The organism is Paeniglutamicibacter sulfureus (assembly GCF_030512175.1).
In the GTDB taxonomy this organism is placed as follows: Bacteria; Actinomycetota; Actinomycetes; order Actinomycetales; family Micrococcaceae; genus Paeniglutamicibacter; species Paeniglutamicibacter sulfureus.
In genome coordinates, this window is the sequence record NZ_JAULBL010000002.1 from 12,302 (window position 1) to 29,074 (window position 16,773).

Sequence of the window (16,773 nt, forward strand, 5' to 3'; positions counted from 1 at the left end):
CTCGGCGTGGGGCGATTCGGTCAGTGCGTGAAGTGGTAAACAGTGCCAAATAGGACAGCTGAAAGGCCGAAGGCGATACCGATCAACATGGGTTCCCATGCGCCTTGGGCAGCAAACAGAAAGACGGCGAAGACCGCAAAGAGCAACACCGCCAGGATTCCGCCAAGGATGATCGAGCCGCCACCGTGGTGATGCACAGCAGTCTGCGCATGCCGATGAAATAGAGTAGCCATATCCTCAGGGTAGGCCGAGTATCTAGGAAAAACGAGGGATGGAACATGAAGGATCCAGTGCAGGAATCCGCGGGCGACTGGCGCCAGGTTTTTGGCGCATTGGCCAATGAGGAAACACGCCGTTTCTACGCCCAACAAGTCCTGGGGTTGGAGAGCGATCTGCGGCCCGAACGCCAGGCCAAGGCGCAGCTGAACCTGACCAACGCGGGCCTGCTCGATGGGAAGGGCCATATTGACGGCGAGGTCTTTGCCCGCATCCTGGCCGAGGGTGCACCGCGGGAGCCGCGGACGGGGAACGACCGCTTCTTCGACAACGAGGGCCGCATCGACCGCTATCCCAAGAAGCACGAGGAACGTCTGGGCTTGCTGCGTGTGGTGGCAGGTAAGGTGTTGCGGCACGGGCAACGACTCACGGAGGCCGAACTGACCTCGAAGCTGGAAGCCTTCAGCGATGACCCGGTGCTCCTGCGCCGCTATCTCGTGGACTACGGGATGCTGCTGCGCCAGCGTGACGGGTCGGCGTATCGGCTGGCCGACGGATCGGACTAGGCCCGGCAATTGTGTCCTGCCCGCGACAGGGAGTAATTTCTTAGGTGAACGGTTGCGGCAGCTGCCGCCCCGCCCCGTACCTTTCAGGAGCCACATGTCTGACCCGTATGCCCGTCCGGGCGGAGATCCCCACCACGGATCGTGGTCGTCTCCCGGCGGGTACCCGTGGCAACCCGGATCCGGCCAGGAGCCCTACGAGGGCCAATATCCGCCCAACGGGTACTACGGCAACGGTGGCAACCAGCCGCCGCCGCGCACGCATGGGATGACGACATTCGCCATGGTGACTGGAATCGTGGCGGCCGTGATTTCCCTGGTCCCCTTCCTGGGCTTCATTTCCTTTATATTGGGTCCACTGGCCATGGTGTTGGGCATCGTCGGCATCGCCAAGCGGTTCAGGAGCCGCGGATTCAGCGTCACGGCATTGGTGACGGGGACATTCGGGCTGCTGGTCTCGATTCTCTACGCAGTGTTGCTTTCCACGATCCTCTCGTTTTACGACAATACGCAGAGCTTTGAATTTGAGGCCGAGGGTACCGGCGAATATGAGCTCTCGCTGACCACCACCTCGGCCCTGCCCGTGACCACCAACGAATCCGGCCGGTACGGAAGCACAGTTGACGCCTCGACGCTCTTTGGCGGCATCGTCGTCACGAATCTCGACGGCAACCGCGGCACCATCAGCTGCCGGATCTACGATTCGACGGGAAACCTGTTGGTGGAAAACACCGATGTGGGCATCGACGCGGTCGCCCAATGCATGCTCAGCGACGTCCTGGTGCGCAAGGTCGAGGACCTGGACTTTCCCGAGGAAATCAGCGCCCGCGGCCTAGGCTGAGCCGACGGCGCCCCGCGCGTTGCGGGCAGCGATGATCCGGTGGATCGATTCGTCCAGCACCGGGTAGTCGGCACCCGGGCCCAACGCCAGGAAGCACGGGGCCTCGTGGTCGGGCAGCGTGTGCACGTCATAGCGGAAGCCCAGGTACGTGCCACCTGCGCGACGCACCAGCAGCGCACCGGCGGCAACGTCCCAGGGCTTGGTGTCGAAGCCAATGGTTGCATCGCACCATCCGGCTGCCACATGGGCCAGGGCCATGGCGGCGGAGACCTTGCGGCGGACGGTGGCAAAGGCCCCGACCCACGCGCCGAACTCGCGCAGGCCCGCCTCCCCGTCGACTTCCAGGGCCTCGGCCGACGGGTAGTCGGTCATGATGTTCGCATGTTTCTGGTCGGGTCTGGATCCGGGAGCCAGGATCGTGCCGTTGAGGTAGGCATGTTGCGCGTCGGCGGTGAATTCCAGGTCGGCGATGGGGTCAAGCACGACTGCCGCCAGCAGCACCCCGTCGCGGGCCGCGGCAATGGAGATGCAGAAGAAGGCAACCCCGTGGGTGAAGTTGCTGGTCCCGTCTATGGGGTCGACGATCCATTCGATGCTTCCCGCGCCGGTGCTGCCGCCTTCTTCGCCCAGGACCCGGGAATCGGGCTCGGCCGCCAGCAGGTGTCCGCGAATGATCTCTTCGCTCTGCCTGTCGAACGCCGTCACCAGGTCGTGGGCATTGGTCTTGTTTTCGCGTGCCACGTCCTGGCGGAATGCCCCGCGCAGGACCGGTGCGGCCAGCCGCGCCGCATCCAGGGCGATCGAGCGCAGCCGTGCAGCCAGGGCGATATCGGGGGTGCTGAAATTTTCGGTGCTCACGATCCACCAGCCTAGCCGCTGTGAGATGCGCCAAATTGGTTTGACGAGGCAACTAAATTGACCATATGGTTGCCTTGGGCAACATTTGCCTTGGTCAACCATATTTGCGAAGGAGTGCTATCCGTTGCAACGCGGTGAAACCTCAACACTTGAACTGGTCGAGAGCCTGACAGCCCTCCAGCGCACCTTGCGCTGCGTCGGGCACCTGAGCGAAGGAAAGCAGCCGGTGGGCTTCGCGGCCCTTGGCGTCCTGGCCTACGTCCAGCGCAACCAACCCACTCGAGCCACCGACATTGCCCAGTGGATCGGCATCGGGCCCGCGGCGCTGAGCCGCCAGGTCGTTGAGCTGGAAAGCTCGGGATTGCTGGTGCGGAGCCCGAGCCCCACGGACGCCCGTGCCCAATTGATTTCCCTCACTCCCCAGGGCGCCGAGGAGGTCGAAAAGGCCTACGACAGGCGCGCAACGGTGCTGGCCGGGCTGCTCAAGGACTGGGACGAGGCGAAAATCTCCGCGGCGGCAGCCACGATGAACGACATTCAACAGGTGCTGCGCGCCGGGCTGGACGACATCCACGGAAAAACCACCCCGACGGTCAACGGTCCGGAAGGGGCTCCCATTGTCTGAGCAGCGGCAGTCTATCGACCGGACGCGGGAGCGTCCCGGGGACCAGCCGCAGATGAGCCAGAAGGAAGTGCTGCGCTCCATCACCGGCGTGCTCGCCTCCTTCTTTGCCGCGATGCTGGCCACCACGATTGTTTCCATCGCCCTGCCGACCATCATGGATGCCCTGGGCGGCACGCAGACCGACTTCAACTGGGTGCTCACCGCGGCCCTGCTGGCCAACGCCGCGAGCACACCGATCTGGGGCAAGCTGGCTGACCTCTTTGACAAGAAAAAGCTGCTGCAAATCAGCATCGTCATCTTCGTGATCGGTTCCGTGCTGGCGGGATTCGCCATCAACATCCCCATGCTCATGAGCGCGCGCGTCATCCAGGGCATCGGCATGGGCGGGCTCACCGCCATGGGAATGGCGGTGATCGGCACCGTCATTCCGCCGCGCGAGCGCGGCAAGTACTCGGGCTACTTCGGCGGCGTCATGGCCGCGGCGACCGCCGGCGGTCCGCTGCTGGGCGGGCTCATCGTGGACTCTCCACTGGGCTGGCGCTGGACCTTCTTCATCGGGGTGCCCATTGCCATCATCTCCATGTGGCTGATCCACAAGACGCTGCACATCGCGCACGTCCCGCGCAAGGTCTACATCGACTGGGCCGGCGCGGTGCTGGTGACCATCTCGGTCTCGGTGCTGCTGATCTGGGTCTCCTACGTGGGCAAGGAAGGTTTCTACGAGTTCAACTCCTGGCAGACCTACGCGATGGTCGGCGGCTCACTGGTGCTCATCGCGCTGCTGCTCTGGATCGAGGGCAGGGTTCCGGAACCGGTGATCCCGCTGCGTATCATCGCCACCCGCACCACCGCACTGGCGATCCTGGCCTCGATCTCCATCGGCGTGGCCATGTTCGGATCCGGCGCCTTCCTGGGCCAGTACTTCCAGGTGGCACGCGAGGCGAGCCCCACGCTGGCCGGGGTCATGACCCTGCCCATGATCGCGGGCAACCTCTTCGGTTCGGTCTTCTCCGGCCAGCTGATCTCCCGCTTCGGGCGCTGGAAGATCTTCTTGGTCATCGGCGGAATCGTCAATGTCGGCGCCCTGGGACTGCTGGGCATGATGGCCCACGACACCAACTACTGGATCCTGGCCACCGGCATGTTCTTCAACGGCCTGGGCATGGGCTTCATGCTGCAGAACCTGGTCCTTGCGGTGCAGAACACCGTGAAAGTCACCGACATCGGCACCGCCAGCTCCTCGGTCGCCTTCTTCCGCGCCGTCGGCGGGGCCGCGGGCGTGGCGGTTCTTGGTGCAATGCTCTCGGACAAGGTCGGGGCGCTGGTGCTCGATGCGCTCAAGTCCGCGCACCTGGTTTCCCCGGACGGCTCCAGCGGCGTCGCCGCAGGCGGGGCGTCGCTGGACCTGTCGGAGATGCCTCCTGCGGTGCGCCTGATGTACGAGACGGCCTTCGGCGATGCCACCGGCGTGGTGTTCATGACCTCGGCCATCGTTGCCGTCGTCGGTCTGGTGTGCATCCTGTTCATCAAGGAAGTCCCGCTGCGCCGAACGGTCTAAACGCTGGGACCTCGTCTGTGCCGAGGACAATGCGCGCCCGGCTCGGATGTTGTGCCGAGTCCCGTTGGCTGCCGGCGGGGGATTGCCAGACCTCGAGGGTAAACCCAAATCCAACCCTCTCTCGGCCGGCCCCGCCTGGCGCCTCGTCCACGGTGGAAGGCGACAAGCCGGGGACTCCACAAGCAAAAACGGGGGCCTTGTTCCTGCTTTGTTCTTCCCACACAAGGGGCGGCGAGCGGAACAGTGGGCGCTGGACCCCATAAAATCCAGTCAATCTGGATCTTTGATTCACCCCCGGGACAAAGAGAGAGTGATCTATAGCACATCCGACCGGGTCGGGGCCGCAGGCAGTTGAACGATGATGTCCACGGGCCGCGCTCAGGGTGATCTGGCGGCCAGCCAAGGACCCAATGCCGCCCGCGGCAACCCATTTGGCCTCAAGATGTGCAATTAGAGCAACTTCGAGCTTCTATGGGAACGGTGGCACTGCGCGTGAATTGGTATCTGGTTTGGATTGTTGGATTTTTGATCCTATTATTTGCGGTCAGCGTGAGATCATCGAAAACGGTGAAGACGGCCGACGATTATGTGATGGCCGATTTCAAGCTGGGCTTCTTTCCGATCTGCGGCTCCATCATCGCCACCGTCACAGGCTCAGCAGCTCTTATCGGCGGAGCAGGCAAGGGCTTCGAAATGGGGATCTCGTACTTCGTCAGCGTCATCAGCTTCGTGCTGTTCACGATCGTCGCGATGCTGGTCCTGGGGCCGGTGATCCGGAAACTACGACTTTATACCGTACCGGAGCTGTTTGCCCGCCGGTTCGGGAAGTTAGCGGCGCTGATTCCGGCGCTGATTATAGGATTCCTCTATATGACCCCCACCTTCGGTATGCAGCTAGTGGGCATGAGCTCGATCCTGTCGTCCATCACGAACCTGCCGTTCTTTTGGGGCATTTTCCTAGGATTCGCCGTCACACTGGTATTCACACTGATCGGCGGCATGCCCAGCGTTGCCTGGACAGACGCCATCCAGACCCTTGTCATCCTTGCCGGCGTGATCATCACTCTCGTCGTTGGAGTCGCCTACGTCGGCGGCCCAGCCGTCGTCGTCGCTGCGACCCCACAGCACTTGCTCACTTTCGGCAGCATCGGTGGCCTAGAGCTTTTGAACTGGTTCCTTATATTCGGCCCCTTTTACCTCATCTGGCAGACCACCTGGCAGCGCCTCACTGCAGCTAAGTCCACCAAGGTGGGCATCTCGGCCGTCGTCAGCGGGTTCATCATCTCGGGCGTTATCGGCCTCCTGGCGATCTTCATTGGCATCACCGCGGTCCAGATGTTCCCGGCCGGCACCGCTCCGGACCTTATCTACACATCGTTCATCTCGGAGCTCTTCCCGGGCCCTATCGGTGGCCTCCTCATGGTGTCCTTGCTCGCGGCGTTGCTCACCGGCGCCACCTCGTTCCTGCTCAGCGGTGCCATCAACGTCTCCAAAGACATCTACCAGGGTTGGGTCAATCCGAACGCCGGTGATACTCAGATCCTCAAGGTCTCCCGACTGTCCGTCGGGTTCATGGCCGTCCTCGGACTCGTAATTGCGCTGTTGGTCAAGGACATCATCGCCATCTACCAGATCGCACTGTCGTTCACCGCATCCGCCCTCGTTGCCCCGGTCTTGGCCGCAATGTTCTGGGAACGTGCCACCAAGACCGGTGTCTTGGCCAGTACCATCGGCGCCCTCGTCGCGTCGCTTGCCTGGCGCTTGGCTGGCACGCCATTCGGGATCCACGAGATCGCCCCGGGGCTCCTGACTTCCGCGTTGCTCCTCGTCGCCGTCAGCCTCGCCACGAAACACTCCGATGATGAAACAGTCATCGCCTACTTCCATGCCTTCCGGCGCGGCCGCCTTGCCGGAGACGGCGTCCCGGTGGAAGGCCAGGTGGTTTACGCTGGCGAAGACCTCCTGTTGGAAGTCGACGCGGTTCCCGTGGCCGCCGTCTCCGCCGATTCCGGCTCCCCGGGGGATGAAACGGACGCACGGGCTTCGGAGCAGCGGGGCCGCCCGTGAACGAGCCCTCGTGTTTCGGTTCCTTGCCCCGAAGGTAGGGACCATGGGAACACGCGAGTCGCGACGCATCGGCACAGTGCTTTTCGTGCGGCCCAACTGAGACCCCCTACTGAAAGGACTATCATGCAATCCACCATCGTCTATCCCGCCCGCACCGTCCGCACCATGGACCCCGCCCGCCCGACGGCGGAGGCCGTCGCCGTGCGGGGCGAGCGGATCCGCGCGGTCGGCAGCGTCGCCGAGCTGATGGCCTATCCCGATGCGGTCCTAGACGAGCGCTACGCCGATGCAGTCCTGCTGCCCGGCTTCGTGGAGGCCCACAGTCACGCGGGCTCCGGCAATGTTTGGGACAACACCTATGTGGGCCTCGTGGATCGAATCGACCCGGACGGCCGGCGCTGGCCTGGCTGCCGCACCATCGCCGAGGTGCTGAACCGGCTGCGGGCGGCAGCGGCCGACCTGCAAGACCCCGAGAAGCCGCTGCTGGCGTGGGGACTGGACCCGATCTATTTCCCGTGCCAGCCACTGGCCGCCGCGGAACTGGACCGGGTCTCTGCCTCGCGACCCATCCACGTCGCACACACCAACGGGCACGTGTGCGCCGTGAATTCGGCGGTGCTGCGCCGCTTCGGAATCGACGAGTCCACGCGCGTCGCCGGCGTGGTCAAGGACGACGGCGGCGAGCCGACCGGGGAACTGCAGGAATTCGCGGCCATGGGACTTGTCGCCGAGCTCGTCGAGGGCTCGGGACTGCTCAACATCAGCCCCGATGCCCTGCGCCGTTTCGCGCAGGAAGGCATCAACACGGGCACCACGACACTGACGGACTTGGGCTCGGGCCTGCTGATGGACGATGACGGGGTCGCCCTCTACGGCTCGACAGTGGACGACGGATTCCCCGCCCGCCTGAACGTATTCCACTTCGGTGCCGGGCTCGGCCCCGTCGCGCTGTCCTTGCCGGAAGCAGCGGATCGGTTGGTGCGCCTGCGCGGGATCTCCACGGACAAGCTGCGCTTCGGCAACGTGAAGCTCATGCTCGATGGCTCCATCCAGGGCTTCACCGCGCGACTGCTGGACCCGGGCTACTTCGGCGGACAGCCGAACGGGATCTGGAACGTCAGCCCGGAGCAGTTCCGCGCGGCATTCGAGACGTTCCACGCCGCCGGCCTGCTGGTGCACGTGCACTGCAACGGCGACCAGGCCACCCAGCTGTTCCTGGGCACGCTCGAGGACATCCTCACCGCGCACCCGCGTCCCGACCACCGCCACACCTGCACACATTCGCAGCTGAGCACCGCCGCGCAGTACCGCCGCATGGCGGCTCTGGGCGTGTGCGCCAACATCTTCGCCAACCACATCTGGGCCTGGGGCGACCAGCACCTCGACGTCACCGTGGGGTCTGACCGAGCCGCCCGGATGAACGCGGCCGCCACGGCGCTGCGCCACAGGGTGCCGATCTCCCTGCACTCGGACACTCCGGTCACGCCCCTGGGTCCGCTGCACGCCGTGAAGCACGCCGTGACCCGGCTGACGGTCTCCGGCCGAGTCATGGGCGAGCATGAGCGGATCACGGTGCAGGAGGCCCTGGAAGCGGTGACCCTGGGCGGGGCATACATGCTGAAGATGGACCACGAGGTCGGCTCGCTGGAGGCGGGGAAGTTCGCCGACATGGCCGTTCTGGCGCAGGATCCGCTGGCGGTACCGGCGGAGGAGATCGGTTCCATCCACGTCCTCGGCACCGTCGTCGGCGGCCGGCACCACACCACGAAGGTCGCTGCTCCCTGCGCGGTGCCCGCACCGTGAGTGCCCGGCTCGGAATTATTGGCGGCTACCTTGGCTCCGGCAAATCCACGCTGGTGAACCGGCTGCTGGCGGGAGTGCTGCCGGGGCGCACCGCCGTCGTGGTGAACGATTTCGGAAGCATCAACATCGACGCCGATCTGATCGCCTCGGCGTCCGGGGACACCATCGAGCTGAGCAACGGGTGCATTTGCTGCCAGATTAGCGACGACGCGTCCCGCACCATGACCGCGTTGGCTGCTCGCGGGGATCTTGACCACGTGCTTTGCGAGGTCAGTGGAGTGGGCGACCCCGGCCAGCTTGCCACGTGGCGGGATTTCCCGGGCTTTTCCCCGGGTCCGGTGCTGGTGTGCGCGGACGCGACGTCCATCCGGCGGCTCCTGCGCGACGAGTACGTCGGCGATACCGTGGCACGACAACTCGCCGCGGCGGAGGTCGTGCTGGTGACGAAGACCGATTTGGCCCTGCCGACCGAAACCGAGGACGCGGCAAAGGCGTGCCAGTCGGCGGCGCCGCAGGCTCGGCTGATCCTGCAGGATGCCGTAGACCCGGGGGTAAGCGCGGCTGAAGCCCTCGCCGCCCCGGCCCGCGAAGCCGGCGGCGACGTTGCCGGCCGCGACGCGGGGAATCGCCGCCCCGGTGGGGCGAAGCACGCCGAGGCCCATGCTTCCGCCACGCTGGAGTGCCCGGATCCGGTGGACGTGGAGGCGCTCACCCGTGCCCTTGCCGCGCAATCGGGAAGCCTGGTTCGGGCCAAGGGAATTGTCCGGGGCTACGCCGGGACTTGGCACGAGGTTCAGCTGGCCGGCGGACGAGTGGACGCGCGCGCCCGATCCAAGGACCAGTTGTCTCCCGGGCGACCGGCGCTGGTGCTCATCGCTGCGGGCCCGGACTCCGGTCGGCTCGTCAGGGAGGCTGCGGCGGCCCTGGAACCGGTGGCGGGACGGGCCTCGCATCGGATGTCGGCGATCCCGCGCCCCAACGCCCCGGGCGGTCGGGGCGGAGACGGCCGCGCCGGCCTTGGGATCCGGGGACTCCGGTAGGCCACCCTCGGTGCAACCATGGCCGGTCTCGACGTGTCGCCGTGAACTCCAGGTTCCCGCGGTCAGGGTGTTCATCCGGGGCCGGCGCACGACGTCCGGCCCCGGGCAAGCTTCGTGTGGCGGCATTCCAGGGGAGTGCAACCGACCAGTGGTCCCGGATGAAGTGACCAATTGTTGGACGATCTGTCTGAATACGCCGTTCGCCTGCCCTCCGTAGTGTGATCTACGTCGTACTCACGGAAGGAACCGCGATGACCAGCAGTCACATGCAAGGCAGCACCGCAGCACCCAGACTCAAGAAGGTCCTGGGCCGGTGGGACACCCTCGCCATCGGCGTCGGTGCCATGATCGGCTTCGGCTGGGTGGTGCTCACGGGCGACTGGATCACCACGGCGGGACCCTTCGGAGCCGCACTGGCCATGGTCGTGGGCGGCGGCATCATGGCCGTGGTCGGGTTGACCTACGCGGAACTTGTGGCGGCGATGCCCCGGGCCGGAGGCGAGCACAACTACCTGCTGCGCGCCATGGGCGCCCGCTGGTCCTTCGCCGGGTCCTGGGCCATCGTCGGCGGCTACATCACCATCGTCGCCTTCGAAGCGGTGGCGCTGCCCAAGACGGCGCTCTACCTCTTCCCAGACCTGAACCGCATCAAGCTTTGGGACATCGCCGGCTCCGAGGTCTACCTGACATGGGCGTTGGTCGGTGTGCTGGGCGGGGTCGTCATCACCGCCATCAACATCCGCGGCATCAAGACCGCCGGGGTGGTGCAGACCTTCGTGGTGCTCTTCCTCTTCGCCATCGGCGCGGTGCTGCTCTTCGGTTCCTTCACCGGCGGATCCACCCAAATCATGGAGCCGTTCTTCAGCAACGGGGTCGCCGGGTTCTTCGGGGTGATGATCATCGTGCCGTTCATGTTCGTGGGCTTCGACGTGATCCCGCAATCGGCCGAGGAATGCGACATCGAACCGCGGCGCATTGGCAAGTACGTCGTGATCGCCGTGCTCATCGCCACCGCCTGGTACGTCATGGTCATCCTGGCCACCTCCTCCGGCATGGGCGCATCGGCGCTGGCCGGCTCCGAACTCGCCACGGCGGATGCCATGGGCGCGCTCTTCGGGTCCGACCTGATGGCCAAGGTCCTCATTGCCGGCGGCATCGCCGGGATCCTCACCTCCTGGAACTCGCTGCTCATGGGAGCCTCACGCCTGCTCTACGCCATGGCCGGCTCCGGCATGCTGCCGGGCTGGTTCGCCAAGCTGCACCCCAAGTACGGCACCCCGGTCAACGCCCTGCTGTTCATCGGCGGGCTCTCGGTGCTTGCGCCCTTCTTCGGCACGGCCATGCTCGGCTGGTTGGTCGATTCCGGCTCGCCATCGATCGTGATCGCCTACCTGCTGGTCGGGGTGGCCTTCGTGATCCTGCGCCGGCGCGAACCCATGATGGAACGCCCGCTGCGCATCGGCGGCCAGGGCAACTTCGGCCAGGTCATCGGCATCACCTCGGTGGTTTTCTGCGCCGCACTGATCAGCCTCTATCTGCCGGGCATGCCCGCTGCCATCGGCATCCAGCCGTGGATGCTTTTCGCCGCCTGGTGGGTGCTGGGCATCGTCTTCCTGTTGCGGGTCCCGCGCGGCATCGAACCGGGCATCCACGCGGAAGAGGAATTGTTGACGCGCTTGGCCATGCGCAAGTCGGCCAGGGTGGCGCCGCGCTACGACAGCGGCACGGACGCAGCATCGGCCAACGAACACGAGAAGGAATCCGAGCGAGCATGAACACCATCCGTCCCCTCGAGGGAATCATCGTTGCGGACTTCTCCAGAGTCCTGGCCGGACCGCTGTGCACCATGACGCTGGCCGACATGGGTGCCACGGTCATCAAGGTCGAGCGCCCCGGCACTGGGGACGATACCCGCGCCTGGGGTCCGCCCTTCTCTGCCACGGGCTCCACCTACTTCGAATCGGTGAACCGCAACAAGCAATCCGTCACGCTGGATCTCACCGATCCGGCTGACCTTGAGCTGGCCAGAGAACTGGCGCTGCGGGCCGACGTGCTGGTGGAAAACTTTAAGCCCGGCGGCATGGAAAAGCTGGGCCTGGGATATGCCGAACTTTCGGCGCTGAACGCCGGGCTGGTCTATGCCTCCATCTCCGGATTTGGCTCTGCCGGCGGGGCGCACCTGCCCGGCTACGACTTCATCGTCCAAGCCCTCGGGGGACTGATGTCCATCACCGGGGAGGCCGGGGAAGAACCCATGAAAGCCGGGGTAGCGCTAGTGGACGTGCTGACCGCCAAGGACGCGGCCATCGGGGTGTTGGCGGCACTGACCGCACGGGCCTCATCCGGTGCCGGGGCCCACGTGGAGGTCAACCTGCTTTCCAGTCTGCAGGGCGCGCTGGCCAACCAGGGCCAAGCCTATTTGGGGGCGGGGAAGGTCGCCACGCGCATGGGCAACGAGCATCCCTCGATCGTGCCCTACCAGCTGCTGGCCTGCGCCGACGGCTCCGTGGCCGTGGCCTGCGGCAACAACGGACAATTCGCCAGGCTCTGCGCCGAGATCGGCTTGCCCGCGCTCGCCACCGACCTCCGCTTCGCCACCAACACCGCCCGCGTGGCACACCGCGCGGAGCTCATCCCGCTGCTCGAGGACTCTCTGGGAGCGGACACCGGGGCCAACTGGCAGGCCCGGTTCACCGCCGTGGGCGTGCCGGCCGGAAAGGTCGCGGGCATCGACGAGGGCCTGGCCTACGCCGATTCCCTCGGGCTCAACCCACTCATTGAGGTGCACAACGCACAGGGGGAGGCCGTGGGACGGCAGGTGCGCCACCCGATCACCTGGACCCCGGCACTGGATGCCCCGACGATGTCGCCCCCGCAACTGGGCGAACACACCGAGGCCGTCCGAGCCTGGCTGGGCAGCGACGTGGGATCCATGGCGGAGTTCCAGGCGCTAGCGCGGCCCCGTCCCTGACGCTTCGCGGCGCAGCGCCAGCCACAGGTGTGCAGCGACATCCGGGTCGTCCAGGTCCACGCCGATGAGGTTGCCCGCCACCGAAATCCGGTGCCGCAGCGAATTGCGGTGGATGCCCAGAGCCCGCGCCGCATCTTCCCAGGTGCCGCGGGCCGCCAGATAGGCGCGCACCGTGGCCAACAGGTCGGCGCGGTGGTAGCCGGCCAGCAGGCGAACCCAGCCGGCGGCCTTGGCATCCTCGCTGGCGTTGACGGCAACCAGGCGGCCGGCCGGGGCCTGCAGCACGGCGCGGCGCAACACCGCAAGATTGCCCGGAATCTCGCCCAGGCTCACCGGGTCGCCCAGCGCGGCGGCCAGCGATCCGGAGACCTCGGGGTAGCCCGGCGCTGAAATCCCCAGCAAGGCGTTTTGCTCCAGGGACTCGCCGCGCCCGTCCACGGGCTTGCTGCCGATCCCGGCTGCGGGCAACACCAGGTACAGGATCTCGTCCTGGACGTGGCGCAGAGTGCAGGCATCCACCGCGGCGGACAACTCGGGCAATCCCGGATCAGCGGCCAGTCGCGCCGCCGCCCGTGCCGCCAGCCCCGGATCGTCCCCGGGCGAAAGCCTAATGCCCAAAAGGCGGACCCGGTTGGGAAGCTCGGCCAATCCCACGTCCTCGGCCACCATGTGTGCCGCCTCGGCCTGCCCGTGCAGCAACAGCTTGGTTGTTGCGGCACCCAGCGCATGGGCGGTGCTGACGACCACCTCGCGTTCCCTGGCCCGCAGGGCCAGCAACGTGGAGACCGTCATGATGATCTGCCGGTCGGCGCGGGTCAGCGTGCGCCCCGAGCCGATGCACAGGAACCCGTGGATCCGCGCGCCGAGCAAGATCGGGTAAAGCACCACTGGCTGGCCGTGGAGCTCGAAGGTGGCGGCCGAGGGCACCCCGGCCTTGTTGAAGCGGATCGACTCGGCCCGCAGGTCCCCGACCAGGGATCCGGCGGAAGTCGGCCACACGGTTTCGGTCCCGGCATCCGCCGGAAGGTAGGCGGCCCAGCCGCCAAGCGCCTGGGCGAGTCCGCGGACAACGGCGCTGGTGGCGTCGGGGCGCATGGCTGCCCTGGCCAGCGCCGTTTGCGTTCCGAGTGAATCCATGAGGTTCGCCGTGTCGTCCCGGGTGGACAGCCGCCAATACGCGCGTGAGACATGCTGGAACGGAACCCCGTCAGGGACGAGCGCAAGCTCGATGCCAGCCGCGCGGCTGGCGGTCAGCACGTGGCCGGGCACCTGCCTCAGCCACGGCCCCAGGCCCAGCCCCACGGCACGAACCTCCTTTGCCCCGAGCCGCTTCATATACGCGAGCGACAGCGCCGCTGACTTCGCGAAGGGCATGCCGGTGGTCAGCAACAGCTCACCGCCGTCCAGATACGGGGTGGGGTCCTCCAGCTCGGAGACATGGACTCCCGTCACCGGCTTGGCGCTGAATTCGGCCCCGGGACAGGGCACAAGTTCTGGTCCGAGTTCGGCACCCAACTGCAACAAGGAAATCATGGGTTGAATTATCCAACACAGAGGGCCGTGTTGGGCAAATCATCCAATGACGCGTGTCACGCTCTCGCATAACGTGGAGCCCATGACCGAAACACTTCTGGCCGTCGACGCCGAGACGCTCCCGCAGACCCGCCACCTCGCCACCTCCATCCCCGGCCCGCGCTCCACCGCCCTGCACGCCGAACGCACAGCACAGGTGACCAACGGCTTCGGCATCACCCTGCCGGTGTTCGTTTCCCGCGCGGACGGCGGCATCGTCGAGGACGTCGACGGCAACCGGCTCATCGACTTCGCCTCCGGCATTGCCGTGACCTCGCTGGGTGCCAGCAACAAGCGCGTGGCGCAGCGTGTAGCCGCCCAGCTGGAAGCCTTCACCCACACCTGCTTCATGGTCACCGAATACGAATCCTTCACCCAGGTCTGCAAGTGGCTCAACGCCAACACCCCCGGCGACTTCGACAAGCGCACCGGCCTGTTCTCCACCGGCGCCGAGGCCGTGGAAAATGCCATCAAGATCGCCCGCGCTGCAACCGGACGGCCCAACGTGCTGGTGTTCGACGAGGCATATCACGGCCGCTCGCTGCTCACCATGGCCATGACCGCCAAGGTCAACCCGTACAAGCTGAACTTCGGCCCGCTTCCCGCGGAGATCATCCGGGCCGCCTCCGCCAATCCGCTGCGCCCCGCAGAGGGGCTGGCCGCAGGCGCCGAAGCGGCACTGGAATCCGTGGAGGCCACCATCCTTGAACACGGCGCGGATTCCTTCGCCGCCATGGTCATCGAACCGATCCAGGGCGAGGGCGGCTTCATCGTCCCGGCCGCGGGCTTCATCCCGGGCCTGCGCAAACTCGCCGACAGGTACGGAATCGTGCTGGTCATCGACGAAATCCAGGCCGGCATGGGCCGGACCGGAACGCTCTTCGCCTCCGAGCACGAGGGCGTTGCGGGGGACATGATCCTCACCGCCAAGGCACTGGCCAATGGCGTCCCGCTTTCCGCCGTCACCGGACGGACCGAGCTGATGAACGCGCCGCACGCGGGCGGCCTGGGCGGCACCTATGCCGGAAACCCGCTGGCCTGCGAGGCCGCGCTGGCGGTCTTCGAGCAGTTCGAGGACGGATCGCTGCTGGCCAACGCCCGCCGCATCGAGGCAGTGGCCCGCGAAATCCTGGAGCCCTTGCTTTCCTCCACCGGCATTGTGGCCGAGGTCCGCGGCCGCGGCGCCATGCTCGCCATCGAGCTGGCAGACGCCGGCACCCTGGCCCCGCGCCCGGACCTGGCCAAGGAAATCTCCGCGGCCTGCCACGCCGCCGGCGTCATCACGCTGACCTGCGGCACGCACGGCAATGTCGTGCGCCTGCTGCCCCCATTGGTGATCGGCGAGGACCTGCTGCGCGACGGACTGGCCGTCCTGGCCCAGGCCATCACCGACGCCGCCAACTAGCCCCCCCCTTCTTCAGCCCCATACCCCCCCCGAACTTTTTGGAGAACACCATGACCCTCACCATCCATGACCACGAAACCCACCTGCTGGACCCGGCGGACCTGATCAACTTCGACGCGCTGCTCACCGCCGAGGAGCTCGCGCTGCGCTCCAAGGTCCGCACCTTCGTCGACGAGGCCATCAAGCCGAACATCGCTTCCTGGTACGCCGATGGGGTGTTCCCGCTGGAGATCGTCCCGGAAATGGCGAAGCTCGGCCTGTTGGGCATGCACCTGAAGAGCTACGGCTGCGCCGGGGGCACCGCGGTGGAGTACGGCCTGGCCGGCTCCGAGCTGGAGGCCGGGGATTCGGGGCTGCGCACCTTCGTCTCGGTGCAGGGATCCCTCGCCATGAGCGCGATCTACAAGCATGGTTCCGAGGAGCAGAAGCAGGAGTGGCTGCCGAAGATGGCAGCGGGGCAGGCCATCGGCTGCTTCGGGCTCACCGAGCCGACCGCCGGCTCGGACCCCTCGGCGATGAAGACCTTCGCCCGCAAGGACGGGAACGACTGGGTCATCAACGGCGCCAAGCGCTGGATCGGGCTGGCCAACGTCGCCCAGGTCGCGGTGATCTGGGCGCAGACCGATGAGGGCATCCGCGGCTTTGTGGTTCCCACGCAAACCGCCGGGTTCGAGGCGACCCCGATCGAGCCGAAGCTCTCGATGCGTGCCTCGATCCAGTGCGAGATCGAGCTGACCGATGTGCGCCTGCCCGCAACCGCGGTGCTGCCGAACGTGGTGGGGCTCAAGGGACCATTCTCCTGCCTGAATGAGGCTCGCTACGGGATCATCTGGGGCGCCATGGGAGCCGCCCGCGACTCCTTCGAAGACGCCCTGGCCTACTCGCAGCAGCGCATGCAGTTCGACAAGCCGTTGGCCGGGTACCAGATGACCCAGCAGAAGCTGGTGGACATGGCCTTGGAGATCAACAAGGGCTACCTGCTGGCGTTGCACATCGGACGCATGAAGGACGCCGGAACCCTGGATCTGCACCAGATCTCGGTGGGCAAGCTGAACAACTGCCGCGAGGCCATCAAGATCGCCCGCGAGGCCCGCACCATCCTGGGCGGCAACGGCATCACCCTGGACTACTCGCCGCTGCGCCACGCCAACAACCTGGAATCGGTGCGCACCTACGAGGGCACCGACGAGGTCCACACCCTGATCCTGGGCAACAAGCTCACCGGCGTCCCTGCCTTCCGCTAACCCACCTCCA

General features: G+C 66.2%; 14 protein-coding genes. 11 read left to right on the top strand and 3 right to left on the bottom strand.

Annotated features, from left to right (window positions below; all coding sequences use genetic code 11):
• Positions 1–20: 20 nt before the first annotated feature.
• Positions 21–233, bottom strand: coding sequence for a hypothetical protein (locus Q2T94_RS06720; protein WP_264268465.1), 213 nt, complete (start codon positions 231–233; stop codon positions 21–23).
• Between the two features lie 45 nt (positions 234–278).
• On the opposite strand from Q2T94_RS06720, the gene Q2T94_RS06725 reads away from it, so the two are divergent.
• A complete protein-coding gene (locus tag Q2T94_RS06725; RefSeq protein WP_302263388.1) occupies positions 279–782 on the top strand; it encodes a DUF2087 domain-containing protein in 504 nt (167 codons plus the stop codon).
• Positions 783–876: 94 nt separating this feature from the next.
• On the top strand, positions 877–1,620 hold the full coding sequence (locus tag Q2T94_RS06730) for a hypothetical protein (RefSeq protein WP_302263389.1): 744 nt from the start codon (positions 877–879) through the stop codon (positions 1,618–1,620).
• Here the strand turns inward: Q2T94_RS06730 and Q2T94_RS06735 are convergent.
• Positions 1,612–2,478, bottom strand: a complete 867-nt coding sequence (locus tag Q2T94_RS06735) for an inositol monophosphatase family protein (RefSeq protein WP_264268462.1) — start codon at positions 2,476–2,478, stop codon at positions 1,612–1,614. The two genes, Q2T94_RS06730 and Q2T94_RS06735, sit on opposite strands and share 9 nt — an antisense overlap.
• A 124-nt stretch (positions 2,479–2,602) precedes the next feature.
• Here Q2T94_RS06735 and Q2T94_RS06740 point away from each other — a divergent pair, with 124 nt between their 5' ends.
• From Q2T94_RS06740 to Q2T94_RS06770, 7 genes are all read left to right on the top strand, one after another.
• Positions 2,603–3,103, top strand: a complete 501-nt coding sequence (locus Q2T94_RS06740) for a MarR family winged helix-turn-helix transcriptional regulator (protein ID WP_264268461.1) — start codon at positions 2,603–2,605, stop codon at positions 3,101–3,103.
• A gap of 52 nt (positions 3,104–3,155) precedes the next feature.
• A complete protein-coding gene (locus tag Q2T94_RS06745; RefSeq protein ID WP_302263390.1) occupies positions 3,156–4,661 on the top strand; it encodes an MFS transporter in 1,506 nt (501 codons plus the stop codon).
• 480 nt (positions 4,662–5,141) lie between these two features.
• Complete coding sequence (locus Q2T94_RS06750; RefSeq protein ID WP_302263391.1) at positions 5,142–6,728, top strand: sodium:solute symporter family protein; 1,587 nt, start codon at positions 5,142–5,144, stop codon at positions 6,726–6,728.
• Between the two features lie 123 nt (positions 6,729–6,851).
• Positions 6,852–8,531 carry an amidohydrolase gene (locus tag Q2T94_RS06755; RefSeq protein WP_302263392.1) on the top strand — a complete coding sequence of 560 codons (1,680 nt, stop codon included), beginning with the start codon at positions 6,852–6,854 and terminating at the stop codon, positions 8,529–8,531.
• On the top strand, positions 8,528–9,571 hold the full coding sequence (locus Q2T94_RS06760; RefSeq protein WP_302263393.1) for a CobW family GTP-binding protein: 1,044 nt from the start codon (positions 8,528–8,530) through the stop codon (positions 9,569–9,571). The genes Q2T94_RS06755 and Q2T94_RS06760 overlap by 4 nt, the downstream gene beginning before the upstream one ends.
• 251 nt (positions 9,572–9,822) lie before the next feature.
• A complete protein-coding gene (locus Q2T94_RS06765) occupies positions 9,823–11,346 on the top strand; it encodes an APC family permease (protein WP_302263394.1) in 1,524 nt (507 codons plus the stop codon).
• Positions 11,343–12,542, top strand: a complete 1,200-nt coding sequence (locus tag Q2T94_RS06770; protein ID WP_302263395.1) for a CaiB/BaiF CoA transferase family protein — start codon at positions 11,343–11,345, stop codon at positions 12,540–12,542. The genes Q2T94_RS06765 and Q2T94_RS06770 overlap by 4 nt, the downstream gene beginning before the upstream one ends.
• Here the strand turns inward: Q2T94_RS06770 and Q2T94_RS06775 are convergent.
• Positions 12,522–14,075 carry a PucR family transcriptional regulator gene (locus tag Q2T94_RS06775; RefSeq protein ID WP_302263396.1) on the bottom strand — a complete coding sequence of 518 codons (1,554 nt, stop codon included), beginning with the start codon at positions 14,073–14,075 and terminating at the stop codon, positions 12,522–12,524. The two genes, Q2T94_RS06770 and Q2T94_RS06775, sit on opposite strands and share 21 nt — an antisense overlap.
• Before the next feature lie 82 nt (positions 14,076–14,157).
• On the opposite strand from Q2T94_RS06775, the gene Q2T94_RS06780 reads away from it, so the two are divergent.
• Both Q2T94_RS06780 and Q2T94_RS06785 read left to right on the top strand, forming a co-directional pair.
• Entirely contained in the window at positions 14,158–15,519 is a 1,362-nt protein-coding gene (locus tag Q2T94_RS06780) for an aminotransferase class III-fold pyridoxal phosphate-dependent enzyme (RefSeq protein WP_302263397.1), read from the top strand.
• A gap of 50 nt (positions 15,520–15,569) precedes the next feature.
• Positions 15,570–16,763, top strand: coding sequence for an acyl-CoA dehydrogenase family protein (locus Q2T94_RS06785; protein WP_302263398.1), 1,194 nt, complete (start codon positions 15,570–15,572; stop codon positions 16,761–16,763).
• The last annotated feature ends 10 nt before the right edge of the window (positions 16,764–16,773 follow it).